Origin of the sequence: Paenibacillus sp. NFR01 (assembly GCF_900111565.1) — a bacterium.
Taxonomy (GTDB): domain Bacteria; phylum Bacillota; class Bacilli; order Paenibacillales; family Paenibacillaceae; genus Paenibacillus_AQ.
In genome coordinates, this window is the sequence record NZ_FOIK01000001.1 from 982,786 (window position 1) to 1,005,976 (window position 23,191).

Genomic DNA, 23,191 nt, shown 5'->3' on the forward strand with positions numbered 1-23,191 from the left:
GTAAATCTTCATACAGATTAGGTGGGTCCTACCTTGCAGAATAACTACGATACTTTAAATACATGGTTGTCTTTCTCCCAAATCTATAATGGCATCAACGATAAGCTGGAGCAGGCACTTCAAGAACGTTTCAATATGTCGTTAAAAGAGTTCTATGTGCTCTATTTCATCTCCCAATCCGGCGAAAAAAAATTGCGGCTTCAGCAGCTGCAGGACCTGGTAGGTTTAAGCCAAAGCGCGATCTCCCGGCTTGTTGCGCGGTTGGAAGCCAAAAATTGCGGCGCGCTTGAACGTGCCGTTTGCGAAGCCGACCGGCGGGGAATCTACACGTCCATCACGGAGTACGGCGAGGATAAGCTGGAGCGCGCCTTACAAACGTATAACGAGGAACTGCAACAGGAATTGCAAACCGGCAAATTGAACATACTGGATGACATTATGAAAAAACTGCAATAGAACAGGCAGCTGGCACTCGCTCCCCGATGGAGAGGGTGCTTTTTCCGTAAAACATATGCCCTTTGAAGTGTTGACAACGCAAGCAAACATGATAATATATATGCATGCGCATGCAATAATGTGGAAAGCGAATGAAAGAGGAGTGGGATTTTCAATGATTAACTTGTTTAGCCCTTACGCCATTAAAGGTTTGGAGTTGAAAAACCGGGTGGTCATGCCGCCGATGTGCCAGTATTCGGTATCCGACAAGGACGGCATCGCCACCGATTGGCATTACACGCATTACGTTAGCCGTGCGGTCGGCGGGACCGGACTAATCATTGTCGAGATGACGGATATTGAACCGGATGGACGTATCACCGATTATGATCTGGGATTATGGTCGGATGAGCAGATCCCTGCGCTGCGCCGGATTGTCGACGCCAGTCACAGCCACGGCGCTAAAGTGGGTATCCAAATCGGCCATGCCGGGCGCAAAGCGGAGGATGCCGAAGTTCCCGTCGCTCCGTCCGCCATTCCTTTCGACAGCAAATCTAAAACCCCGCGCGAGCTGACTACCCCGGAAGTGAAAGAGATGGTAGGGAAATTCCGCAGCGCCGTAGCCCGCGCCGTTAAAGCCGGATTTGATACGATTGAAATCCACGGCGCGCACGGCTATCTGATCCACCAGTTCCATTCGCCGTTGACCAATAAACGCCAGGATGAATACGGCCAGGACTTGACGCTGTTCGGATGTGAAGTCATTGCTGCGGCCAAAGCCGAAATGCCGGAAGACATGCCGCTGATTCTGCGCATCTCTGCCCAGGAATACGTGGACGGCGGATATGGCATTGAGGAGAGTATCGCCTTTGCCCAAAAGTACCGTGAAGCCGGAGTAGACATCTTCCATATTTCCGCCGGAGGCGAAGGACCGATTGCGGCTGCGGGCCGTCCGGGGACGCATGCGGCGTACCAGGTGCCTTTGGCTAAGGCCATCAAAGACGCACTGGATGTTCCGGTCATCGCCGTCGGGCGTTTGGACGATCCGATTCTGGCCAATGCCGTGGTCGGCAACGAAGAAGCAGAGCTGGTCGCGGTCGGCAGAGGCATGCTCCGCAATCCGTATTGGACGCTTGAAGCGGCGGCAAAGCTGAACAAAGAGACGCAAATTCCTAAACAATACGCTTTTGGTTTTTAATCCAATTTTGATCGGAGGAATTAATCCATGACAACTTCAACCGCAGTGCAAGCTTTGTATCGCCCGTTTACCGCAGGGACCTTGACCCTGCCGAACCGTATCGTAATGGCGCCGATGACGCGCGCAATGTCTCCTGACGGGGTGCCCGGAGCAAACGTTGCTGCTTATTACCGCCGGCGGGCCGAGAACAACGTGGGTCTCATCATCACCGAAGGAACCGTCATTAACCATCCCGATGCTTCAAACAACAAAGATGTTCCTCATTTTTACGGCGAAACAGCCTTGAAAGGCTGGGCCAATGTCGTGGCTGAAGTTCATGCCGCCGGAGGCAAAATCATGCCGCAAATCTGGCACATGGGCACTAAAGGCCAAGTAAATGACTACTCGGAAGCGGAGATCGCCGGCATCGTTAAGGAATTCGCCAACTCTGCAGCCGCAGCGAAAGAAATCGGCTTCGACGGCATCGAAATCCATGGTGCGCACGGATATCTGATCGACCAGTTCTTCTGGGAAAAAACCAATCAGCGCACCGACGGCTACGGCGGCAGCTTGGTGGCACGCACACGGTTCGCCGAAGAGGTTGTGCGGGCCTGCCGCGAGGCCGTCGGACCGGACTTCCCGATCGTGCTGCGTCTTTCGCAGTGGAAAGAAAGGGAATATACCGTTAAGCTGGCGAACAATCCGGAGGAGCTGGAGCAATTCCTGCAGCCGCTGCTGGATGCGGGCGTCGATATTTTCCACTGCTCGACCCGTCGTTACTGGGAGCCTGAGTTCCCGGGTTCGGATCTGAACTTTGCCGGTTGGGTGAAAAAGATCAGCGGCAAACCGACGATTACCGTCGGCTCGGTCGGCCTCGACAGCGACTTCATGACCTTTTTTGCCGAAGGAAGAAGCTCCGGTAATGCAGGAATCGAAGGGCTGGTCCAAAAGCTGGAGAACGATGAATTTGATCTGGTGGCGATCGGCAGAGCGCTGCTGGTGGATCCGGCATGGGCGACCAAAATCCGCGAAGATAGAGCGGAGGATCTGATTCCGTTCACTCGAGATGCGCTCAGCACCTTGTCCTAAAGCAGCATATATTGCATCAAGCGAATTAAACGGCTCCTTACGGGGGCCGTTTTTTTCTGTCCCATAAACTTCACAGATTGATGATTATTTGTATTTACAATAACCCCCCGGGGGGGATAGAATGTATGATAAACATTCTCAATTAGAATCGAAAAGGAGGCGGAAAACATGGCGCAGGCTACGCTTTCCGAGAAGCAGGAGCGTTTGTCATTACATACGGTTTGGGAGAAATACGGGTCGGTCCTGATTACCGCAGGGTGTCTGCTCTTTATTGCATTGGCATGGATTGTGGGACGACAGAATTGGGCGGCTGCAGAAATCATCCTTTACGTACTGGCCTATGTCGTCGGGGGATACCGGAAGGCGATCGAAGGATTGGGAACGCTTTTCAAAGAAAAAGACCTTGATGTCGATCTTCTGATGGTTGTAGCGGCGGTAGGCGCGGCGAGCATCGGGTATTGGATGGATGGGGCGATCCTGATCTTCATCTTCTGCTTAAGCGGCACGCTGGAAGAGCTCACGATGGAGAAGACAAATCAGGATATTCAGTCAATTATGAAGTTGCGGCCGGAAGAGGCCGTGGTTCTGCAGGGCGGTGCCGAGCGGAAAATCAAAGCCGAGCAATTGCAGCTTGGCGACATGGTGTTGGTGCGGCCCGGCGAACGCCTGCCGGCTGACGGACAGGTTGTGGAAGGTTATTCTGCCATCGATCAAGCCTCCATCACCGGGGAGTCCCTTCCCGTGGATAAGTCTGCCGGCGACGAAGTGTTTGCCGGTACGATTAACGGCCAAGGTGCGCTCAAGATCAAGGTGACCAAGCTGGCGGAAGAGACATTGCTCTCGCGGATCATTCACCTGGTACAGGAAGCCAAAAATGAAATGCCGCCAAGCCAGCTGTTTGTGGAACGGTTTGAAGGCATTTATGCCAAAATGGTTGTGGCTCTTGCAGTTCTGCTGATGACGCTTCCGCCGTTCATTCTAGATTGGTCCTGGGACCGCACGATCTACCGGGCGATGATCTTCCTCGTGGTCGCTTCGCCGTGCGCCCTTGTATCCTCCATTATGCCGGCGATCCTGTCTGGGATCTCCAATGCCGCACGCAAAGGCGTGCTGTTTAAAGGCGGCGTCCATCTGGAACATATCGGCCATGTAGCGACTGTCGCTTTTGACAAAACCGGCACTTTAACCGAAGGCAAACCGAAGCTGAGCGACGTCGTTCCTTTATCGGGTCATACCGAAGATTCGCTGCTGCAGCTGACGGCTTCGCTGGAGAACTTATCCGAGCACCCGATTGCCAAGGCGATTGTCGGGCAAGCGAAGGAACGCGGTCTGGTTCTGGAGGCAGCTCAGGAATTAACGGCCATTCCGGGAGGCGGTATCAGCGGCAGCGTGGGGGATGCCCGGTACAAGGTTGGAAAAATCGGGTTGCTGCATGTACAGTCGTTGGCCGAACGGGAAGCGGCGATCGCTGCGAAGCTGGAAGCGGAAGGTAAAACCGTCATCTATGTCGAGGCCGGTCAGAAGCTGATCGGGTTGCTGGCCATCCAGGATGTAGTGCGGCCCAATGCCAAAGAAGCGGTAACCGCGCTGAAGCAGATCGGGATTCAAGTGGTGATGCTGACGGGAGACCGGGCTGCAACGGCACAGGCAATCGGTGCCCATTTAGGCGTTGATGCGGTATATGCGGATTTATTGCCGGAGGACAAAGTAAATCTCGTTAAAAAGCTGGGCGAACGCGGAAAAGTTGCGATGATCGGAGACGGGGTCAACGATGCGCCGGCCTTGGCCGCTTCTTCGGTAGGCATCGCCATGGGCGCCGCGGGAACCGATGTGGCACTGGAGACGGCAAACGTTGTGCTGATGGCCGACGACCTGTCCAAGATCCCTTATGCCATCACGCTCGGACGTCGTACCACCCGGGTCATTAAGCAGAACCTTACACTGGCGATCGGTGTGGTGCTCCTCCTCGTCGCGACCAATTTCCTCGGCGAGATCAACCTGCCTTCCGGTGTCGTCGGGCATGAGGGCAGCACGCTGCTGGTTATTCTCAGTGGTCTCCGTTTGCTCCGCTAAGCGGCACGCCGGCTGCGAATTGGACATTGCGGGTAATTATTTGTACGATGTAAGCATCCCCCCGGTGGGGTACATGAAGTGTTTGCAAAGGAGGACCCGCTTTGACCGAAGAGCATGTACATGGGCATAAATACCGCAAGGAGATCATCAACCGGCTGGCCAAAGTCGAAGGGCATATCCGCTCTGTCAAAGAGATGACCATTAACGAACGTCAATGTCCTGAAATTCTGCTGCAGATCGCTGCCGTTCAAAAAGCTTTGGACGGTGCAGCCAAGCTGCTGCTCAAGGACCACCTGGAGAACTGCGTCGTGGATGCCGTTCATCATGGGGACGAACAGCAGGTTATTGCCGAACTTAACGCAGCGATTAATAGTTATATTCGGTAAGATACGAACGGAGGAATGTTATGGACGTTTTTGCACCTTTTTTGGATCAGATTGCAAACCCGGAGCACCGCGCCCGAACCGAAGAAGTGCTGTCATGGGTGGCAAGCGCGTTTCCGCTGCTCGTACCCAAGATTGCCTGGAAGCAGCCGATGTTCACCGATCATGACACCTTTATCATCGGTTTCAGCGTAGCCAAACCGCATCTGGCTATCGCTCCCGAGAAAGCGGGCATCCGCCGTTTTGCCGAGGAGATCAAACAGTCCGGTTACGATCATACCGAGCTTCTGCTGCGTATCCGCTGGGATGCTCCGGTGGATTATACACTGCTGAAACGGATGATTGAGTTCAACATCCTGGACAAGGAGACCTGTACAACCTTTTGGCGAAAGTAACGTTACTCTCAGGGAGGTTCGGTAGTGAACATATCCGTATTTTTTAATCATATTAAGGAAGCCGCCCGTCAGAGCGGTCAAAGCGTAGAGGAAATTGTATCGCAGGTGAAGCAGTGGGGAATCGATCAGGTGGAACTGGACCGCGATGACATCACTAGCAGCGAGGAGCTGCTCGCCTTGCTTTCGCCGCATCATATCGGGGTATCTTCAATCTATGGCTTTTACAGTTTCGGCACCGATCCCGATTTGTCGGTCGCCAAGATACATATCCAGCATGCGGTGCAGCTGAACTGCCCGAGAATCATGATCATCCCCGGTTTTCTGACCGGTACTTCAGATGAAGCCGTGGCAGAGGAACGAGAGAATATGCTCGCTGCGATGAGAGAGGTCTGCGCGCTTGCCAAGCCGCACGGCATCACGGTAACGATCGAAGATTTCGATGACCGGACCAGTCCAATTGCCACGGCTGGACAAATGCTATGGTTCGCGGAACGTCTGCCGGATTTGCGGATTACGTTCGACACCGGCAACTTTATCTATAGCGAGCAGCCGTTGCTCGAAGCCTACGATCTTTTAAAGGACAAAATTGTCCATATCCATTGTAAGGATCGCCGGCTAACGTCTGACGCAGGCGAATCGTTTATCGTAACGATAGGCGGCAGAAGGCTGTACCCGTCCCCGGTGGGTGCCGGCTGCATTGAGATCAAGGCAATTCTCGACCGGCAATTGCAAGCAGGTTATGAAGGGATGTTCGTCATCGAGCACTTCGATGCGCTGGACCAGCTGGATTACATGAAGAAATCTGCGGAATGGCTGCGGAATAACGGGTAATATTCATCAGGCCAGCTGGAGGATCCGGTTGGCTTTTTATATGCAACATGATATCCCTCGGCATTCATCCGGATCCGCGCGCTTTAACATTCCTCAGATTCCAGTGTTTTTAATTTATTTCCAAGCATCTTATACAGCAGGCAGCGGACTTTGTCCAGCTCGGCCTGTTTTATTTCGATTTCGCCGATTTTTTGCCGCAGCAGCTCTATTTTGTCTGCTGGAGAATAATGATCCAGACCGCCGGCTAGCGTCAATGCTCTAAGCTCAGCTAATGTATATCCCGCCGCCTGCAGTACTTTGAGCTGATGCAAATGCGCCACCGCCTCTTCGGTGTAATCTCGGTAGTTGTTATGCCCGCGGCTGACATGCCGGGAATCCAGCAGCCCTTGCGCTTCGTAATAACGGATCGTCGGTGCAGACAGCCCGGCTGCTTGCGTCAGTTCTTTTATTTTCAAGGAGATACCTCCCGATGCCTTGACCTTCAAGTATACTTTAACGTTTATACTGTACTCGACAATGAATCAATCATCAAGCGGAGGTCGATTATGAATATGCAAAAATCAGAAATCACCCGGGCGCTCGTCCTGGGCGGCGGCGGCGTGACCGGCATGGCCTGGGAGATCGGCGTTTTGTGCGGTTTGGTGGAAGCGGGAATGAATCCGCAAATGGCGAACGCCATCATCGGCACGTCGGCCGGCGCATTCGTGGGTGCCGCCGTAGCCAGCGGATACGATATGCGCCGCTACTATAGACAGCAGCTTCAAATCAATGCCGCTGAGCCGGCAGTCCATATGTCCAGAGAGCTTTACGAAGAGTGGATAGAAGCTTTCCGCCGGGGCGGAAGCAACAGAGATAAGGTCGGGGCTGAATTTGGAGCCATTGCGCTGCGGCATCCGGAACCGGTATCTGCCTCCTTACGCCGGTCCGTTGTCGACGCACGGCTCGTGACGCAGACCTGGCCGTCCACATTGCAGGTTACGGCCATCCATGCCGCAACCGGCGCTCTGCATCTCTTGGACGAATTTTCTGGGCTCTCGCTCTCGGACGCGGTCTCTGCAAGCGGGGCGGTGCCGGGAATCTGGCCGCCGGTCGCCTTGAATGGTGAGATATGGATTGACGGCGGTATGGTATCCGCCGCAAATGCTCGTATGGCTCAATCTTACAACCGTGTCGTCATTCTCGCACCGATGCCGCATGGATACGGAGCGATTCCGGGTGCCGCAGAAGATGCGGCAGCTTTACAGGCTGACGGCGCGCAGGCGGTTCTGGTTACGCCTAACCCGGAAAGCGTGAACGCAATCGGAGCGAATCCTTATGATCCTGAACGTGCGGCAGCGGCAGCCATGGCGGGGCGGGAACAAAGCCGGCAAATCGCATCACTCATTCTTGAGATGTGGCAACTTGTTTGAATTGCGTTTAAACTTTAGTGGTATTGTGCTTATGAACAGATGAACGTTCATCGAAATATCGCTGAAGAAACGGAGAACCTGCATGGATTTATTAATGATTGTATTACTGCTGATGGTTGGACTTCTGGTATCCAATCTCATCAGCCATTATTTGCCTTCCATTCCTACGGCGTTGACCCAGGTGGCGTTTGGGATCATCATCACGCTGGTAACCGGCAATTATTCGTTTGAGATTGGCGCCGAATGGTTCCTGCTGCTGTTTGTAGCGCCAATCCTCTATAATGACGGACGCCATTTTCCGCTCAAGGAATTATGGGGCATGAAGATACTGATCATGGGGAATGCGTTTGTCTTGGTGATCCTGACGACTTTGGGCTGCGGATATGTCATTCATGCGCTAATTCCGGGCATTCCGCTGGCCGCCGCGTTTGCCTTAGGCGCGATCTTGTCGCCTACCGATGCCGTTGCCGTCACCGGGATCGCGAAACGGATCAAAATTCCGGAGAAAATCATGGTGCTGGTCAAAGGCGAATCGCTGATTAACGACGCGTCCGGCCTGGTGGCATTTAAATTCGCGCTTGCGGCAGTGGTGACGGGCGTATTTTCGCTGAAAGACGCTGCGGCGAATTTCTCCTACGTCTTTCTGGCCGGAGCCGCTTCCGGCTTGATTCTCGGCTTTGTCGTGACGGCCGTACGCTTCAGGCTCCGCAAAGCGGGCATTCACGACGTTATTTTTCATACGCTGATGCAAATCCTCACGCCGTTCGCCATTTATATCTTTACCGAGCACTTTCTGCACGCTTCAGGGGTTATTGCCGTGGTCATTGCCGGTATTCTGCTATCGACGGTGAAGCAGCGTACCGAAACCTATTTTGCCGAAGAGCAGATGCTGACGGAGAATACATGGTCCATGACGCTGTTTATTCTGAACGGGTTCGTGTTCTTTTTGCTCGGCATGAACATCCCGTCTTCAATGATTGATATTTTTGCCGATGCGCGGATCGGCGGTTGGCTGGCCTTCGGATATGTAGCCGCCGTCGGCGCAACGATCCTGATCATCCGGTTTGTCTGGTCGTTCCTAACCTCGCGCTATACCTATTACTGGGCGAAGAAAAAGACTGCGGAGAAACCCGAGCTGCGGATGGATCTGATCACCACCTTGACCGGGGTGAGGGGTGCGGTCACGATGGCCGGCGTGCTTACGATTCCATTATCGCTGGCCAGCGGAGCGGTTTTCCCGGAACGGTCGCTGATCATCTTCATCGCCGCAGGCGTTATTCTTCTGCTCCTGGTTCTGGCGACGCTCTTCTTGCCGCTGCTTAGCACGGCGGAAATGACGGACGAGAAAGAAGCCGGGCCCGAACTGGGCGAAGCCAAAACCAAACTTCTTCTTGCCGCGATCCGCAGGATCAAAGAAGAAATGAACGAAAGCAACAAACCGGCGGCGATCGAGCTGCTGCAGGAATATACCATGGGTTTTCAGCAGAATTTTTCAGGGCAAACCTACCACGAACACTATGTCGCGGATTATAACGACCGGATTAACGAACTGAGGCTGAAGGCGATTCAGTTTCAGCGGGCCTATGTCGCCGACCTTTCGGAGACCAAAACCGTGGATGAATGGGTATGCGACCGGATGATTCAGTTCCTGGATATTCAGGAATCAGCACTGGACAACGGACTGCGGGGCGGCGCAAGGCTGTTTATGAAGCGGATGAGGCATTTCAGCGTACGGATCGCCCGGATGATTCAGAAGGGCAATTTTTCAAACCCGCAGCTTGCGGAAGTGTTCAGGCAGACGCAGCTCTCGGTGATGAAATCCGCCATTTCCGGTCTCGAGCAATATGCCGATACGCTGCAGCAGCCGGAATATGCATATGCCGTTATTCTTGATTACGAAAATCTGCTACGCCGCTTCAGTCGTATTCACGACGCGCACGATGAGGTGTTCGATACCCATAAGGAAGAACTGCGGCTGAAGGTCATCGATGCCGAGCGGCAGGTGATCCGGCAGATGTACGAAACCGGGGAGATCAGCAAAGAACAGGAGAAGAACCTGCGGCGCAGCTCCAACTTCATCGAAAGCATTTTGCTGTTTGAGCATATGGAATGAAACTAATTTCGTCGAAATAATCTTTGAAGCACAAACAAGAGACTCCTTCGGGAGCCTCTTGTTTATTTACAGCCCATGTTCATGCTGTGGCAGCGGTATGTCGCTTGGTTCGGCGGCAGACTGAATGGCAAGCTTGCGGACCAAGGGACGCAAAGTCACCAAATAGAGGAACGCAACCGTTGCCGTGCAAAGCGCCAGCAGATAATGAAGGCCGGACACCGAAATCCAGGCGGGAAAAGCGAGAGCAACAACGCCCAGCGCCAGGGAGTGGCCGAGCATCATCACCGGTTCGATCATGGCATTGACCCGGCCCATATTCTGCGGCGGAACCAGCTCCGGCATCCAGCTGCCCAGAATGATGTTGTTCGGAGCAATCACTGTACCGGCAATCAACACGAGTACATAGTAGATTTCAATTCGGCTTGCTACTCCGAGACCGCCGATCAGGAGACCGGTAACGAATAATCCGGCAATCAGTACCGTCGTACGGCTAAATCTGGCAATCAGCGGAGGACCGATCACGCTTCCCAGCAGGAAGCCGATACCCAGAAACACGGTAATAAGCGAAGAGTGGACCATATAATTATCGGGACTTAATTTATATCTCATAGCGAAGATCGGCAGGACGGCGAATACCCCGTTGACGATTCCGAAAAAGAAAAATCCCCCGATCAGCGCCAGCAGCAACCGATTCTGCGCGATATACGAAAGTCCATGCCCAAAATCTTTCAACAGCAGCGGTAACCGGAGCGCCTTCAGGCGATGACGGCCATTGGGCAGCCGGGCAGCCTCCGTAAAATTCCCCCAGGCCAAAAGCAGGCCCGAAATCAGAAAGCTGGCTGCATCGATGAGGACTGCGCCTTCAATGCCGGCAAAATGGTATACCGCCGCGCCAAGGCTCATCCCGAACAACATAAACATGCTCATCATCATCTGATTCAGGCCCGAAGCCTGAACGTAATGATCCTGCGCGATGCTGCCCTGCAGCAGTCCCATTTCGGCCGGACCGAAAAATTTGGAGATCGCGCTGCGAAGGAACAGAATCGCAAAACAGGCGATAATCGCATCAAAGTGAATGAATAAGAGCAGCAGCAAAGTTAAGCCCGCGCGAATCCAGTCACTGGATACAGCGATACGCTTGCGGTCAAACCGGTCCGCGACAACGCCGACGATCCAGAAGACCGCGAGCGTGGGGAGGGAGTACATCAGCTCCGCCGTCGTCGCCAGCGACGGGCGGGTACTGAAACGGTCGACCAAATAATAGGCGAACGCCATGTTCCCAACAACCGACCCCAGTTGGGAGGCAAATGTAGCGATAAAGAGTTTGCAAAACGTCGGATTGCGAAACAGCAGCTTCATAGCGCTTCCTCCTCCGGCCTTTGAAGCAAGCTCCCCAGATAGCGGAGCAGGGACTTCAGCTGCAAGGCCGTATTCGCTTTTGTAGCGCCAACCGCATGGGTATGGGCAACAATCCCTTCCTGGAAGGATGCAACCAGCCTTGAAATGTCCTGCACCGGCATCGCCGGTACGAATTCACCACGGCTTACGCCGGTTTGAAGAATTTGCGCAAAACGTTCGATTCCGCGTTCATACCGGCGCGTCAGCACTTCACGGCGATCCGGATAACGCCAGCCGACGAGAAAATACTCATAGAACGCCGACATCAGTCCACCCTCCGCCTGCTCCAGCTCCTGCTGCTGACGGGCAAACAGCGTTTCGATCATCTGCCAGATTGTTGATGTTTCCGCTTTCAAATGCTCAAGCGACTGTTCGTAATCCATATCCATCTGATCCAGTACGGCCTCAAAGATTTCTTCTTTCGTCTGGTAATACAAGTAAATCCAACCCCGGCTCATGCCTGTTTCCTCGATGATATCCTTTAGCGTTGCCGCTCCGTAGCCTTTCCGGGCAAACACGCGCTTGGCGGCATCCAGGATTTGCTGGCCGCGTTCTTCTTTACGCTCTTCCGTTAATCGGGGAGACAACGATCCCAGCTCCTTTCTTGTTTATATAAAATGAACTCTGTGTCATTTTATTATAATGACACCTGGTTCATTTTGCAATGACAAATTGTCATAGACCGCCCGGATGAGCCGCAGACACCAAATGCCCAGTTCCGCATACGCTGAAGAGGAATAAGAATGCGGAGGGGATAATGCAGTGAGTATGACACCGGCAACTCATCATGAACAAGTCATTTATCAAGCCGACGGCTCGTCGGCAGACGTCATCCGGTCGATCCGGCACAAGATGCAGCACATTTGTCGCCACTATACAAATCAGAACGTAAAAATCCAAACGCTGGACGGCCAAATCATCGTCGGGCGCCTTGTTGGCTGTGACAATGGATTGCTGCAGATCGCGGTAAGACAGCAATGGCACGGCGCACCGCGCGGCTTCGGCAGCCCCTATTGGGGTCAGGATGAGATGATTCTTACGCTCGTCTTATATGAACTTCTGGTCATTACGCTGCTTTATACGTAATCAGTACTCAGCAAAAAGCCCGCCATCTCGGCGGGCTTTTAACTTTAATCGGGAGACCATGGGCTGCATATTCAGCGCTGCAAATGCGTATCCTACGCTTTGGATTTCCAACACCTATGAGGAGGACAACCATGAGCATCGAATTGACGAACCAAATTAAGCAATGCGAACAAATGATCCAACAACTGATGAGCCAAACCCAGCAGGCGTCGCAAAACTATCAGCAGCTGCTTCAGCAAGAGCAGCAAAACGCGGCCCAATTGCAGGAGCTGGCGCAACGCGAGCAAAGAGCTTCGCAAGTGATCCAAACCGCCCTTCAAGGCCATCAAGTGGCGATGCAGCAATTGCAGCAGGTTCAGCAAGTCTGCAGACAGCTGGAGCACAGCGTAGCGTTCTCGAGTAACAACAATAACAACTTTATGTATAACGGCCAACAGCAATCCAATACGAATTCGCCATACATGCAACAACCTTACCGAATCTAAAGCGGAATAGCGAACGACTCTTATAAAAGATAAATAAACCTTCGACATGCCGTGTCGGAGGTTTATTGGCGTTGCTTAAAATTGTCTGATGATGAACCAGAGCACCGGAATCAGCAGGGACGGAAGCATGTTAAGCGTGGAGTTATCCTTTATTTTTAGAATGGACAATCCCGAACTCAGCAGCAGAAAACCGCCGACCAGCGAAAGCTCATGAAGCAGATCATCCGTTAACAAGGTGGAAATGGAGCCTGCAAAAAGATAAATGCCGCCCTGCCAGAGAAACAGCACTACCGCCGCAAGGGATATACTGAAACCATATGTTGACGCCAGCACGATGGATGAGACGAAGTCCAGAGCCGCATTGGTATACAGGTAAGTATTGTTGCCATTCAGCGCGCTCTCGATCGGTCCCAGAATCGACAATGTCCCGATACAAAAGAGCAGGATGGCCGTGGATAACCCCTGACCGGCGCCTCCTTTAGCGAACCGTCCGGCAAGCCGCTGAAACTTCCCTTCAATATTGATGAGCGTTCCGAGCAGGCTGCCTGCCCCTAAGCTGACGATAAACAGAACGGGATACACGCTCAGCGACATATTTTGCACAATGGCATGGATGCCAAGTCCGAAAGCCGCGAGTCCCATTGCATTGAACATGGCGTTTTGGTATTTTTCACCGAGTGCTTTATGGATTCCGGCGCCGATAGAACTCCCGATAACGATGGCTGCCGTATTTACGATGGTTCCGATCAAAATAACCCCTCCTTATTTTTAATTACGATAAACCCTCCAGTAGATAGAGAGTCAATAGCGGATGTGATATAATTTCGGAATACTTAATTGCGTGGGGGTTGAAAAATGTCGTTTTTGTTCTCCATCGGCGAGATGGCGAAGCTGTTTCACCTGAATATCCGTACGCTCCGGTACTATGACGAGTTGGGCATCTTAAGGCCGGAACACGTAAACCCGGAGACGAATTACCGTTATTACTCCACCAATCAGTTTGAGAGGCTCAATACCATTAAATATTTGCGGGCGCTTGATGTGCCCCTGGAGCAAATTGCGGGCTTCCTTGAGGAAAAAGAGGTCGCGACGATATTGTCGATCTTCGAGGAGCAGCGCGAGCATGTCCGTGACAAGCAGAAGCAGCTGGCGCTGATCGAAAAAAAGATCGCCAACCGCATCGAACAGATCGAAAGCGCACTGTCCGCTCCTTACGGTCAAATCGCGGTTAAGCATATTCCGCAGCGCAGAGTCGTCGTTCTGGAGCAACGCTTCTCGCCGTCAGATGATCTGGAGCCGCTGATCCGCGATTTAAGCAAGGCGCATGCGCTGGATGATGCCCTGTTTCTCGGCAAGGTCGGCATTTCGATCAGTCAGGAGGATCTGGAGCGCAGACAGTACAACCGTTACTCCGCGGTGTTCGTGGTCGTCGAAGCGGAAGACGGGGTAGAAGAGGCCGGTACGATCTTGCCGGAAGGGACTTATATCTCGGTGCTGTTTCAGGGCACCCACGAAGAAGCTGCTCCGAATTATGATTCCCTGCTGGATTATCTTCAGGCCTCGGGTTACCTGATTGGCGGCAATTCGGTGGAAATCACCATCATTGATGCCGGAATGACCAGCGATACGGGGGAATTCGTGACCGAATTGCAAATTCCAGTTATCCAGAAGGGACCTAACACTAACCTTCCGTAATTTGTTATTGCTTCCCCAGGAGATTATGCATTATACTAATTGCTGTCTATGTTCATAATTGTATAAGATAGCCTCATCATACCAAGGATGAGGTAGAGGTCGCGAAGTTGAAGAGTATGCGTGGAGAGACGTTAAAGAGCCGTCGATGATCCGCGCGGAAAGGCAGCTTCGCCGAAGCCCGTGCCGCTGCTCCTATCAAGCCGCATGGACTGGGGCCGTATCCGAAAGGAACGGAACTGTCACGATGCCTAAAGTCTGCCGCCGACAATGGTCAGGCCTGCCGCTCGTGTTGCGCTATCTTGACAGGGAGTATGATGCGGCAGCCGTATTTTAAGGAAACCGCTGCATTCGTCTGCGGTTTTTTTGCGTTCACCGGCAGCCGTCCGGCGAGCAGGCACTCCCGCTTTTGAACAAATTTATGACGACCTACACGAAGGAGTGTCAACAGCTATGCAAGCTCAGCAAGAAAACGGCGCAGCGGGATCGTCCGGCGGAATAAGCAATCCACCGGCCCTGCGCAAAACGTTCAAAGCACGGCATCTCACCATGATCGCCCTCGGCGGATCGATCGGTACCGGCCTGTTCCTGGCCAGCGGCGGAGCGATCGCCTCTTCGGGTCCCGGCGGGGCGCTGCTTGCGTACCTGGCGGTTGGAATCATGGTGTATTTCCTGATGACCAGCCTTGGGGAAATGGCAACCTACATGCCGGATTCCGGTTCTTTCAGCACCTACGGCACGCGGTTTATCAGTCCAGCCTTCGGGTTCGCCATCGGCTGGAACTTCTGGTACAACTGGGCGGTAACGATTGCCGCCGAGCTGGCGGCCGCGACCGTTATCATTAAATACTGGTTCCCGGACAGCAATTCCACGCTGTGGAGCCTGCTGTTCCTGCTGCTGATGTTTGGACTGAACGCCCTGTCTTCACGCGGCTACGGGGAGTCGGAATACTGGTTCGCAATCATTAAAATCGCCACGGTAATCATCTTCCTGGCTGTGGGCGTGCTGATGATCTTCGGCATCCTCGGCGGCGACGCCGTTGGTCTCAGCAACTTTCAGCTTGGCGGAAGTTCGTTCCACGGCGGCTTTTTCGCCTTCGTCGGCGTATTCATGGCTGCCGGTTTCTCGTTCCAAGGCACGGAGCTTGTCGGCGTAGCCGCCGGCGAGAGCGAAAACCCGCGCCGCAACGTCCCGCGGGCCATTCGACAAGTCTTCTGGCGCATCCTGATCTTCTACATCTTTGCGATCCTGGTCATCGGTCTTTTGATTCCATACACGAATCCGGATCTGCTGCGGGGCGGCATTGACGAAATCGGGGTCAGCCCGTTCACGATTATCTTCGATAAAGCCGGTTTGGCCTTTGCCGCATCGGTGATGAATGCCGTCATCCTCAGCTCCGTATTGTCCGCCGGCAACTCGGGCATGTATGCCGCAACCCGCGTCTTGTACGCGATGGCCAAGGACGGCATGGCTCCGCGCTCCCTTGGCAAGCTGAGTCGCCGCGGCGTCCCGGTCGGTGCGCTGCTCGTGACCACCGCCGTTGGCATGCTTGCTTTCCTGGCTTCCTTCTTCGGCGACGGCGCCGTCTACAACTGGCTGCTCAACGCCTCCGGGATGTGCGGCTTCATCAACTGGCTGGGCATCGCGGTGTGCCATTACCGCTTCCGCCGCGCTTTCCTGAAGCAGGGACACGCGCTCAGCGAACTGCCGTACCGGGCCCGATGGTTCCCGTTTGGTCCGATCTTCGCGCTTGTTCTGTGCGTAGTTGCCGTCTTAGGCCAGAATCTCGGCGCATTCACCGGTGCATCCATCGACTGGTACGGGGTACTCGTATCGTATGTCAGCCTGCCGCTGTTCCTGCTCGTCTGGCTGGGCTACGGATTCTTCCGCAAGAGCAAGCTGGTCCCGCTCGAAGAGTGCGATCTGAGCACGCACGAAGCGTAACGTCATCCAAACAACCCAAAAGCAGCGTCTCCCTTAAAGGGAGACGCTGCTTTTTGAGTTTGCTGCAGTTATGGCATTCGCTTTACCGGATGATTCTATTCGATCCTTCTTTCTCTCTCAAGAGGTAGAGACTAAATATTCATCCTCATAGATCCTCTGCACACGTTCAAGGATGCGATGCGCCTGGTCTTTGAACTTCAGTTCCGTTATTTGCCCTTTTATCAGAAATACGCCGGTCGTTTTGGCATGTTCACCGAGCGCTCCGTCATATAGCCGTCCTGCACCCAATGTCGGCGGGGAGAAAAACAGCTTCATCAGAGGCTTAACGAAGAAGGGCAGGCCGGAATTTTTTCCTTTGCGGAGCGTATTGTTGCCGCCGGGATCGACGCTGCGAATCTTGATGCCGTCCTTGCCCAGCTGAGGCGCAGCCGCTTCGGACCATAGCGACAAGGCCAGCTTGGAGCTGGCGTAAGGACCCAGGAGTTTACGGAAGGATGCCGGCCGTTCCAAGCCCTCAACGCTAAGCTCTTTGGTATATTTGAGTGCAGAGGACGAGGTATTGATCACGGTTTTATAGCGCCCGGCAAGCAGAAGCTCCTTGAGCTCCATCAGAACGATATACGGCACCACGGTCATCAGCTCGTAATGAAGCTCGCGCCCTTGCCGGGAATAACGAAGCTCGGGAAAGGACCCACCGGCGTTATTAAACAAAATGTCAATCCGCCGCTCATTGCGTTTAACCGCCTCCAGCGTCGTTCTCAAACGTTCATAATCGGATAAATCGCCGGTTTTGTATACGCGCAGCCTCCCGTCATCCAGCGCTTTCTGCAGGTCCGGGTCTTCGGCGGGAAAGTCGGAACGATTGAGCGCCGCCACCTGCCAATGGTCTGCGAGCAGTCTGCGGGTTAATTCCAGCCCGATCCCGGCATTGGCGCCGGTAATCAAAGCGATGTTTTGTTCTTCTTTGAGCTTCATTATGCGTCTCCTCCTACAATCGGATGTTGTTGCGGTTAACGCACATTCTAGAACTTGGAGTCGGCTCCAAGTCAAGACATGATTTACTGAGAATTTAAAATGCCCCGACGCTTGACTTGGAGTCCGCACCAAGTTGTATAATGCACACAAACGAACTCGCGGAGGGAACCGGATGAGTGACGAACCGAGCTATACGATTAAACAAACCGCCGAGCATACGGGAATTGCGGAGGATACGATCCGTTATTATGAGAAAATCGCATTGCTGCCCCGCGCCGACCGGAAGGAGAACGGGCATCGCGTCTACCGGCAGGACGACATTCAAACGCTGCGCCTGATCGCATGCCTTAAGAAAACCGGAATGCCGCTGGAGGAGATGCGGCCGTTTCTTGCGGTTACGGTAGATGCCGACCCTGCGGATCATCCCGAACTGGTGGAGCATTTAAGAAGCCACCGGGAGAAGATCATCGGCCAAATTGCCCAACTGCAGCAAGTGGTCGATTTTATCGACGTAAAGTTGGAGGAAGGGAAATACCGCCGGGACTGCGCGGATGAGCCTGGGCCTAAGACGGCATCCCCGGAGGAAATGAATTATTTCTCGGGCGCCGCCAAGGCCGGCAAACCAATCGTTTCACTGAAATAGACCAATGCCGATTCGGCAAAAAGGCACAAAAAAACCAGCGACAGCCGAAGCTGCCGCTGGTTTTTTTGCGCTGCCTGGATAGGTTCAAGCCCGGCTGAGGAGTCAAGCGGCTGAGGAATTGCTGACCTCGGGCTTGATCCGGGATCGGCTCCCGAGCAGCAAGCCGACAAAGGAGGCCAGCAGCTGCTGGAATACCATGCCGAGCACGACCGGCACCGCCACAGGCGGGGCGAAATAAGAGACGGCCAGCACCGCGCCGGCGCTGATATTGCGCATGCCGCCGTTGAAGATCAGCGCCACTTCGTCGGCCTCGTTCCAGCGCATCAGCTTTGCCGTTAGGAAACAAAGGGCATAACCGATGGAGGCCATAAGCACGATAACGCAGGCTAAGCCAACAAGATGCCAGGTGATCTTTGCCAGATACGGCGAGATGACGGAACCGTTGATCATAATGACCACGGCCATGAACAGTTTGGAAAAAGGGTTCAGCCGCGGACTCCAACGCGGAGCGACCGCACCCTTGCTCCATTCGTTCAGGAGCATGCCGAGCAAAGAGGGAACGACAATCATCCAGAACAGGCTGCGCATCATGGCCCAGGTGTCCAGCTCCACGTTCGTGCCGATCAATACGGACAACACACCCGGGACGGCAAAAGGCGCAAGCAGCGTATCGATCAGGATGATCGACAGCGTAAGCGCGGTATTGCCTTTATAAATGCTGACCCAGATAAAGCTGCTGATTCCCGTAGGGATGACCGCGGCCAGCACGAGTCCGGTTATCGTATAATGATCAGCCGGATACAGCGCGTTTCCGATTCCCAGCGCCACCAGCGGCATAGCGATATGCAGAATCAGCAGGCAGGCAAAGAGCGGCAGCGGTTTTTTCAGCACATTCACGAAATCCTTGACGCCGAGGCTGATGCTTCCGGCAAATGTCATAAACGCAAACAACCAAGGAGAGAGGAATGTATAGGAGGATAAGGTGCTTCCCAGAAGCACGCCCGTCAGCACGCTAACCGGCGTGATCAGCGGCATCATCCGGTTCAGCACGCGGTTTGCAGCCAAAAGCATAACATGACATCCTTTTTCGTAAGTTCTTCTCATTATACACCTCTGTCAGCACTTTATCATTGAGCCGGACTAAACTAGACGTATTGCCCAGACGAGCCATGAAAAGTCATACAGGAGGAAGGTAGCAAATGAGAAATCTGGAAAAAACGGATAACGGTAAGGCACAGCTAGATCGGAGGGAGAGGGGCCGTTTTCCTGCCATTGGCTGGATTTTACGGGTCTATTCATTTTGGCGTAATTTGTCGGTCCGGCTTAAATTATACCTGATGGTATCCATTAGCCTGATTTCATTCACGGTGGCGATGGTGTACATGGTAGAAACGGGAAAAAGCGATATCAACCAGCTAGCTACGGTACTCTACAACGTTACGATCCGTTCGACCTCTGATCTCCGGGATGCGGATAAAAGCGTGCAGCAGATCATGTTGGAGCATAAGAATGATGTATATAACGGGGTGACGACCCACTCCGAATCTCTGAGCAAATCTGCAAAGGCCGTGGTCGCAGAAGTGGGCTCGGCCAAAAAAGAGCTCGACAACCTTGGCGTTTTGGAGCGAATCCATGACAGGAATTCCTCCCAAACGTTGGAGAAATTGTTTGCAGAGCTGAATGCGCTGCTTGAAACCTGGTCAGCCGACATCACCAAACTATCGGATGCGCTGCCTTCCGAAGAGACGCTCGACGGGCAGCTCGCAGCCATCGGTACGGCATTCTCCCAAATTACCTCATCGCTTGAAAGCTACTCCAAAGAGAACATCGACGCTGCGGAGAAAGAAGCCCGCCGCAAAGAGCGTTTTGGCTTTGTGATGCTGGCTCTAGTGGTTGCAGCGACATTAATATTGGCTTCGATGACAACGATACATATCGTCAGTATCTTGAAGAAGGTGAACCGCAAGCTATCGAGCGTCACCGAAGGCGATTTGACCGTAGCACCGGACAGTGTATACCCGCTGGATGATCTGGGCCGGTTATCCCAATCGGTGGACACCACAGTCAGTGATTTGCGGCGAATCATCGCCGACATCGCATCGAATGCTTCAACAACCGAAAAAGCGATGCAGGCGGTCGTTGCCGGGGCGCAGTCTGCCACGGAAAAAGCGGATCAGGTGGTCAGCAACATGAACGGCATGTCTACCAGTATAAAGGACCAATCAACAGGCGTTACAGATACCAGCCGTGCGGTTGAAGAAATGGCGCTCGGCATCAATCGGATTGCCGGGACGACCAGCCAGATCGCCGACGATTCCTCAACGATGCACGATTCCGCAACGCATGGATTACAATCCGTGTCGTCGCTGATCGACCAGATGGATGAGATTTCAGATGCGATTGCCACGCTGGAATCCGTTATCTCCGCATTAAACCGCAGATCGGAGAACATGAAGCAGATCGTCGCTAACATTTCCGGTTTTGCCGAGGATACGAACCTGCTGTCGCTTAACGCCTCGATTGAAGCTGCACGTGCGGGAGAGCAGGGACAGGGGTTTCTGGTTGTCGCTTCCGAAATGCGGCGTTTATCCGATCAATCCAAGCAAGCCGCCCAGGAGGTTAGCCGCATTCTGCTTGAAACCGTTGATGATATTTCGCATGCGGGAGACTTGATGCACCGGAGCGTTGAAGAGACCCGGCTCGGCCACGACTCGGCGGACGAAGTCTATGATGTGTTCCGGCAAATTCTAGCCTCGATTGACCTGGTTAAAAATCAGCTGCATGAAACCTCTGCGGTGACCGAGCAGCTGTCCGCGTCCTCGGAAGAAGTAGCTGCAACCATGGGCGAATTAACCAGTGCCGCTGCATCTATATCCGCTCGGGCTCAAACGGTTCAGGCGGAGACGAAGAAGCAGAAGGAAGTTCTTTCCGAAGTGTCGCATTCGTCGCTAAATTTGGAACAGGTCGTCACGGAAATGAGAAAATCTGTGGATTCCTTTAAACTCTAGAATACAGCTTTAATTTACCCAGCAGTTTTCTCCGGATTTCGTCCGGCATCACCCGGATAACGATCTCTTCGCCCAAAAACAGCAGCCAATTCGTGAATTCCTCCAGCTCCTCAGGCTGGTCGACGTTGATCGCACTCCTTAATATGGCCGTGGTCTGATAAGGATTGGTATAGGATAGGGAAGCCTTCAAGGGATGATATTTCTTAAACTGTCCAATCGCTCCTAAACCGAGCTCAAGCACCAGATTCATCTCCTCGGTCTGCCTGCTCCGCCGTTCTTCGATCCATTTTGGGCTCCATTGCTTTTTGGGCTGAAGCGCCTCGACGCTTGTCACCCGGTCCACAGGTAGAATCCGCTGCTGTTCCGCTTCAAGGTCGAAGCCTTCGATCAGCCACAGGCTTTTCTCGCGATACAGATGCAGCAGATAGATCGGATAGGCTCTCAGCTCCCCGCCTTCATTGGCGGTTACCTGCAGGTAACGGCCGGACAGCAGAAGCCGGATGAGCTTCTCCAGCATGGGATGGGGGAGGTCGGACAAGTCGAGCAGGTCCGGGTTGTTCGGATTGGTGCCTTCGAAGAACAGTAGCTGATTAAGCAGAAACAAATCTTCCTGCTGGGTCTCCGAGAGCAAGCCGAGCAATTTCTCCGCCAGAGACTGCCGGCTCTTCAGATAGGGCAGCTGCTGGTTTCGCGTCGCCATAAAGGCGATAAACAGCGCTTTGAGCTCATCGCCGGTGAAACGGACTTCGGGAAGCACCGAGTTGCGCATGACGGAATAACCGCCGTCCCGGCCGACCTCGGCCACCAGCGGCATTCCCATGGTTTCGATTTCCCGGATATCCCGAATCGCTGTCGAACGGGAAATATTAAATTCGCGCATGATTTCCGTAATGGTAAAATGGGCACGATTGTTAATGTACCGCATGATGACGTTAATGCGTTCAACTTTTTTCATTCCGGCTCCTAAACAGGTTCATTTTTTGACATGATTTAACGTTATCATAAAGTCATCAGATGATGAAGACAAGTCATTTGACCAACTTCAGCATAAAGGATGGGTGGAACATGACCGCATACGCATTGGAACACAAAGACAGCTTCAACGTGCTCGGCTTTGGAACGGAGCTGACAAGCCACTACACGGATTATGCCGGAATCAACAAGGAGAAAGCGGACTTCTGGCAGGCATTCAACCGGGACGGCCGGATGAAAGCGCTGAAGTCTATCGCAGCCAATGATTATGTCTTTGCCGTCAATGAAGCCGTAAACAACAAAATGATGTATTACGCCGGCGTCATGACCTCGGCGGCAACGCCGGAGGATGCGCGGCTGATCCAATTCCCGAAAGGGGACTATCTGGTTGTCAAAGGAGAAGCAAGCACGGCGGAAGAGCTGAACAACTCGCTGGCGGGCGTTGCTTTTGGACAAGTGCTGCCCGAAGTGAAGGATTTCGCTTATGTCGGAGGGCCGAACGCCACGGTCGAAATGGGCGAGCGGGACGGCAAGGTATTCGGCGAGATGTGGATTCCGGTAGTCAAAAAATAACCTTTCGGGGAGGGGACAACATGTCCAGCATCGTTGATTTCAAAAATGTGTCCACGGCAGGCCTGGAGTCGTCGCCGGTAGCGGAAGCGCTGGCCGGTCTGCGCGCCAATGAAGCCCGTTATTTTATGAACAAATACAAACATGAATTTACGATGGTTCCCGCCAGCGAAAGCCAGGAGGCCCTGGATTATGTGAACCGGATTCTGAAGGAAGAACGGAATATCGAATTCGCGGCCAAGCCGCTCGAAACCTCGCGTTTTCAGGTGGAGAACATTCTGTTTACCTACGTGTTCTATGAAGACGGCCTTGGCTTAAATGTAATGTATACGGTGGATGACCCGAAGAAACGGGCTGTAGGCTTCAAATTGTCGGAGGGGATGGACATTCCGAAGGAGCTGGAGGACAAATTCAAATTCGCCCGGCAAAAATCGAAGCTGGCCGGAACGATCCGCGGCTCGTTTTTCGTAATCAAGGGAGAATATTAAGGATAGTCAGTGAAAAAAAGCCGTT

General features: G+C 53.4%; 24 protein-coding genes and 1 riboswitch. Of the genes, 17 read left to right on the forward strand and 7 right to left on the reverse strand.

Features of this window, described 5'->3' with window-relative positions; genetic code table 11:
- The first annotated feature begins 33 nt into the window (after nucleotides 1–33).
- The 7 genes from BMW84_RS04410 to BMW84_RS04440 all read left to right on the forward strand — a co-directional run bounded on the left by BMW84_RS04410 (nucleotide 34) and on the right by BMW84_RS04440 (nucleotide 6,383).
- Nucleotides 34–456, forward strand: a complete 423-nt coding sequence (locus tag BMW84_RS04410; protein WP_175498670.1) for a MarR family winged helix-turn-helix transcriptional regulator — start codon at nucleotides 34–36, stop codon at nucleotides 454–456.
- A 154-nt stretch (nucleotides 457–610) separates the two neighbouring features.
- Nucleotides 611–1,633 (forward strand): NADH:flavin oxidoreductase/NADH oxidase, encoded by a 1,023-nt coding sequence (locus BMW84_RS04415; protein WP_091064891.1) that lies wholly within the window; start codon nucleotides 611–613, stop codon nucleotides 1,631–1,633.
- Nucleotides 1,634–1,660: 27 nt separating this feature from the next.
- Nucleotides 1,661–2,701, forward strand: a complete 1,041-nt coding sequence (locus BMW84_RS04420; RefSeq protein ID WP_091064893.1) for an NADH:flavin oxidoreductase — start codon at nucleotides 1,661–1,663, stop codon at nucleotides 2,699–2,701.
- Nucleotides 2,702–2,869: 168 nt separating this feature from the next.
- Nucleotides 2,870–4,774: a heavy metal translocating P-type ATPase gene (locus BMW84_RS04425; RefSeq protein WP_091064895.1), complete on the forward strand. Its 1,905-nt coding sequence runs from the start codon at nucleotides 2,870–2,872 to the stop codon at nucleotides 4,772–4,774.
- 101 nt (nucleotides 4,775–4,875) lie between these two features.
- Entirely contained in the window at nucleotides 4,876–5,160 is a 285-nt protein-coding gene (locus tag BMW84_RS04430) for a metal-sensing transcriptional repressor (protein WP_091064898.1), read from the forward strand.
- 20 nt (nucleotides 5,161–5,180) lie between these two features.
- Nucleotides 5,181–5,552 carry an iron chaperone gene (locus BMW84_RS04435; RefSeq protein ID WP_091064901.1) on the forward strand — a complete coding sequence of 124 codons (372 nt, stop codon included), beginning with the start codon at nucleotides 5,181–5,183 and terminating at the stop codon, nucleotides 5,550–5,552.
- A gap of 24 nt (nucleotides 5,553–5,576) precedes the next feature.
- A complete protein-coding gene (locus BMW84_RS04440) occupies nucleotides 5,577–6,383 on the forward strand; it encodes a sugar phosphate isomerase/epimerase family protein (RefSeq protein WP_091064903.1) in 807 nt (268 codons plus the stop codon).
- Nucleotides 6,384–6,466: 83 nt separating this feature from the next.
- Here BMW84_RS04440 and BMW84_RS04445 read toward each other — a convergent pair whose 3' ends face one another.
- Nucleotides 6,467–6,838 carry a MerR family transcriptional regulator gene (locus BMW84_RS04445; protein WP_175498671.1) on the reverse strand — a complete coding sequence of 124 codons (372 nt, stop codon included), beginning with the start codon at nucleotides 6,836–6,838 and terminating at the stop codon, nucleotides 6,467–6,469.
- A 90-nt stretch (nucleotides 6,839–6,928) separates the two neighbouring features.
- On the opposite strand from BMW84_RS04445, the gene BMW84_RS04450 reads away from it, so the two are divergent.
- Together BMW84_RS04450 and BMW84_RS04455 are read left to right on the forward strand one after the other, a co-directional pair.
- Complete coding sequence (locus BMW84_RS04450; RefSeq protein ID WP_217646117.1) at nucleotides 6,929–7,792, forward strand: patatin-like phospholipase family protein; 864 nt, start codon at nucleotides 6,929–6,931, stop codon at nucleotides 7,790–7,792.
- 82 nt (nucleotides 7,793–7,874) lie between these two features.
- Nucleotides 7,875–9,905 (forward strand): Na+/H+ antiporter, encoded by a 2,031-nt coding sequence (locus BMW84_RS04455; protein ID WP_091064908.1) that lies wholly within the window; start codon nucleotides 7,875–7,877, stop codon nucleotides 9,903–9,905.
- A gap of 66 nt (nucleotides 9,906–9,971) precedes the next feature.
- Here BMW84_RS04455 and BMW84_RS04460 read toward each other — a convergent pair whose 3' ends face one another.
- Both BMW84_RS04460 and BMW84_RS04465 read right to left on the reverse strand, forming a co-directional pair.
- A complete protein-coding gene (locus BMW84_RS04460; RefSeq protein ID WP_091064911.1) occupies nucleotides 9,972–11,264 on the reverse strand; it encodes an MFS transporter in 1,293 nt (430 codons plus the stop codon).
- A complete protein-coding gene (locus BMW84_RS04465; protein WP_175498672.1) occupies nucleotides 11,261–11,890 on the reverse strand; it encodes a TetR/AcrR family transcriptional regulator in 630 nt (209 codons plus the stop codon). The genes BMW84_RS04460 and BMW84_RS04465 overlap by 4 nt, the downstream gene beginning before the upstream one ends.
- A gap of 175 nt (nucleotides 11,891–12,065) precedes the next feature.
- Between BMW84_RS04465 and BMW84_RS04470 the strand changes: the two genes are divergently transcribed.
- Together BMW84_RS04470 and BMW84_RS04475 are read left to right on the forward strand one after the other, a co-directional pair.
- Nucleotides 12,066–12,389 (forward strand): hypothetical protein, encoded by a 324-nt coding sequence (locus tag BMW84_RS04470; RefSeq protein WP_139209585.1) that lies wholly within the window; start codon nucleotides 12,066–12,068, stop codon nucleotides 12,387–12,389.
- Nucleotides 12,390–12,520: 131 nt separating this feature from the next.
- Entirely contained in the window at nucleotides 12,521–12,874 is a 354-nt protein-coding gene (locus BMW84_RS04475; protein WP_091064917.1) for a hypothetical protein, read from the forward strand.
- Between the two features lie 75 nt (nucleotides 12,875–12,949).
- Here the strand turns inward: BMW84_RS04475 and BMW84_RS04480 are convergent, their stop codons facing one another.
- A complete protein-coding gene (locus BMW84_RS04480; RefSeq protein WP_091064920.1) occupies nucleotides 12,950–13,624 on the reverse strand; it encodes a DUF554 domain-containing protein in 675 nt (224 codons plus the stop codon).
- A gap of 105 nt (nucleotides 13,625–13,729) precedes the next feature.
- On the opposite strand from BMW84_RS04480, the gene BMW84_RS04485 reads away from it, so the two are divergent.
- Entirely contained in the window at nucleotides 13,730–14,569 is an 840-nt protein-coding gene (locus BMW84_RS04485) for a MerR family transcriptional regulator (RefSeq protein ID WP_091064921.1), read from the forward strand.
- 85 nt (nucleotides 14,570–14,654) lie between these two features.
- Nucleotides 14,655–14,874, forward strand: a riboswitch (Lysine riboswitch).
- 241 nt (nucleotides 14,875–15,115) lie between these two features.
- On the forward strand, nucleotides 15,116–16,510 hold the full coding sequence (locus tag BMW84_RS04490; RefSeq protein WP_302848094.1) for an amino acid permease: 1,395 nt from the start codon (nucleotides 15,116–15,118) through the stop codon (nucleotides 16,508–16,510).
- Between the two features lie 117 nt (nucleotides 16,511–16,627).
- Here the strand turns inward: BMW84_RS04490 and BMW84_RS04495 are convergent, their stop codons facing one another.
- Nucleotides 16,628–17,485 carry an SDR family NAD(P)-dependent oxidoreductase gene (locus BMW84_RS04495; protein WP_091064925.1) on the reverse strand — a complete coding sequence of 286 codons (858 nt, stop codon included), beginning with the start codon at nucleotides 17,483–17,485 and terminating at the stop codon, nucleotides 16,628–16,630.
- Nucleotides 17,486–17,657: 172 nt separating this feature from the next.
- Here BMW84_RS04495 and BMW84_RS04500 point away from each other — a divergent pair, with 172 nt between their 5' ends.
- Nucleotides 17,658–18,128, forward strand: a complete 471-nt coding sequence (locus BMW84_RS04500; protein WP_091064927.1) for a MerR family transcriptional regulator — start codon at nucleotides 17,658–17,660, stop codon at nucleotides 18,126–18,128.
- Nucleotides 18,129–18,230: 102 nt separating this feature from the next.
- Here BMW84_RS04500 and BMW84_RS04505 read toward each other — a convergent pair whose 3' ends face one another.
- Nucleotides 18,231–19,199, reverse strand: a complete 969-nt coding sequence (locus BMW84_RS04505) for a bile acid:sodium symporter family protein (protein WP_091064929.1) — start codon at nucleotides 19,197–19,199, stop codon at nucleotides 18,231–18,233.
- A gap of 128 nt (nucleotides 19,200–19,327) precedes the next feature.
- Between BMW84_RS04505 and BMW84_RS04510 the strand changes: the two genes are divergently transcribed.
- Complete coding sequence (locus tag BMW84_RS04510) at nucleotides 19,328–21,136, forward strand: methyl-accepting chemotaxis protein (RefSeq protein ID WP_091064931.1); 1,809 nt, start codon at nucleotides 19,328–19,330, stop codon at nucleotides 21,134–21,136.
- Here the strand turns inward: BMW84_RS04510 and BMW84_RS04515 are convergent.
- Nucleotides 21,126–22,091, reverse strand: coding sequence for a helix-turn-helix transcriptional regulator (locus BMW84_RS04515; RefSeq protein WP_091064934.1), 966 nt, complete (start codon nucleotides 22,089–22,091; stop codon nucleotides 21,126–21,128). The two genes, BMW84_RS04510 and BMW84_RS04515, sit on opposite strands and share 11 nt — an antisense overlap.
- Before the next feature lie 110 nt (nucleotides 22,092–22,201).
- Between BMW84_RS04515 and BMW84_RS04520 the strand changes: the two genes are divergently transcribed.
- Together BMW84_RS04520 and BMW84_RS04525 are read left to right on the forward strand one after the other, a co-directional pair.
- Complete coding sequence (locus tag BMW84_RS04520; protein WP_091064937.1) at nucleotides 22,202–22,681, forward strand: GyrI-like domain-containing protein; 480 nt, start codon at nucleotides 22,202–22,204, stop codon at nucleotides 22,679–22,681.
- Nucleotides 22,682–22,701: 20 nt separating this feature from the next.
- Entirely contained in the window at nucleotides 22,702–23,166 is a 465-nt protein-coding gene (locus BMW84_RS04525; protein WP_091064940.1) for a phage tail protein, read from the forward strand.
- The last annotated feature ends 25 nt before the right edge of the window (nucleotides 23,167–23,191 follow it).

Bases quoted from the DNA above. Each gene is read 5' to 3' on its own strand.
- BMW84_RS04435 (WP_091064901.1), top strand. From the start codon at position 5,181: ATGGACGTTTTTGCACCTTTTTTGGATCAGATTGCAAACCCGGAGCAC.
- BMW84_RS04495 (WP_091064925.1), bottom strand. From the start codon at position 17,485: ATGAAGCTCAAAGAAGAACAAAACATCGCTTTGATTACCGGCGCCAAT.
- BMW84_RS04500 (WP_091064927.1), top strand. From the start codon at position 17,658: ATGAGTGACGAACCGAGCTATACGATTAAACAAACCGCCGAGCATACG.
- BMW84_RS04520 (WP_091064937.1), top strand. From the start codon at position 22,202: ATGACCGCATACGCATTGGAACACAAAGACAGCTTCAACGTGCTCGGC.
- BMW84_RS04415 (WP_091064891.1), top strand. From the start codon at position 611: ATGATTAACTTGTTTAGCCCTTACGCCATTAAAGGTTTGGAGTTGAAA.
- BMW84_RS04420 (WP_091064893.1), top strand. From the start codon at position 1,661: ATGACAACTTCAACCGCAGTGCAAGCTTTGTATCGCCCGTTTACCGCA.
- BMW84_RS04455 (WP_091064908.1), top strand. From the start codon at position 7,875: ATGGATTTATTAATGATTGTATTACTGCTGATGGTTGGACTTCTGGTA.
- BMW84_RS04515 (WP_091064934.1), bottom strand. From the start codon at position 22,091: ATGAAAAAAGTTGAACGCATTAACGTCATCATGCGGTACATTAACAAT.
- BMW84_RS04490 (WP_302848094.1), top strand. From the start codon at position 15,116: ATGATCGCCCTCGGCGGATCGATCGGTACCGGCCTGTTCCTGGCCAGC.
- BMW84_RS04425 (WP_091064895.1), top strand. From the start codon at position 2,870: ATGGCGCAGGCTACGCTTTCCGAGAAGCAGGAGCGTTTGTCATTACAT.
- BMW84_RS04460 (WP_091064911.1), bottom strand. From the start codon at position 11,264: ATGAAGCTGCTGTTTCGCAATCCGACGTTTTGCAAACTCTTTATCGCT.
- BMW84_RS04525 (WP_091064940.1), top strand. From the start codon at position 22,702: ATGTCCAGCATCGTTGATTTCAAAAATGTGTCCACGGCAGGCCTGGAG.
- BMW84_RS04485 (WP_091064921.1), top strand. From the start codon at position 13,730: ATGTCGTTTTTGTTCTCCATCGGCGAGATGGCGAAGCTGTTTCACCTG.
- BMW84_RS04450 (WP_217646117.1), top strand. From the start codon at position 6,929: ATGAATATGCAAAAATCAGAAATCACCCGGGCGCTCGTCCTGGGCGGC.
- BMW84_RS04475 (WP_091064917.1), top strand. From the start codon at position 12,521: ATGAGCATCGAATTGACGAACCAAATTAAGCAATGCGAACAAATGATC.
- BMW84_RS04510 (WP_091064931.1), top strand. From the start codon at position 19,328: ATGAGAAATCTGGAAAAAACGGATAACGGTAAGGCACAGCTAGATCGG.
- BMW84_RS04505 (WP_091064929.1), bottom strand. From the start codon at position 19,199: ATGCTTTTGGCTGCAAACCGCGTGCTGAACCGGATGATGCCGCTGATC.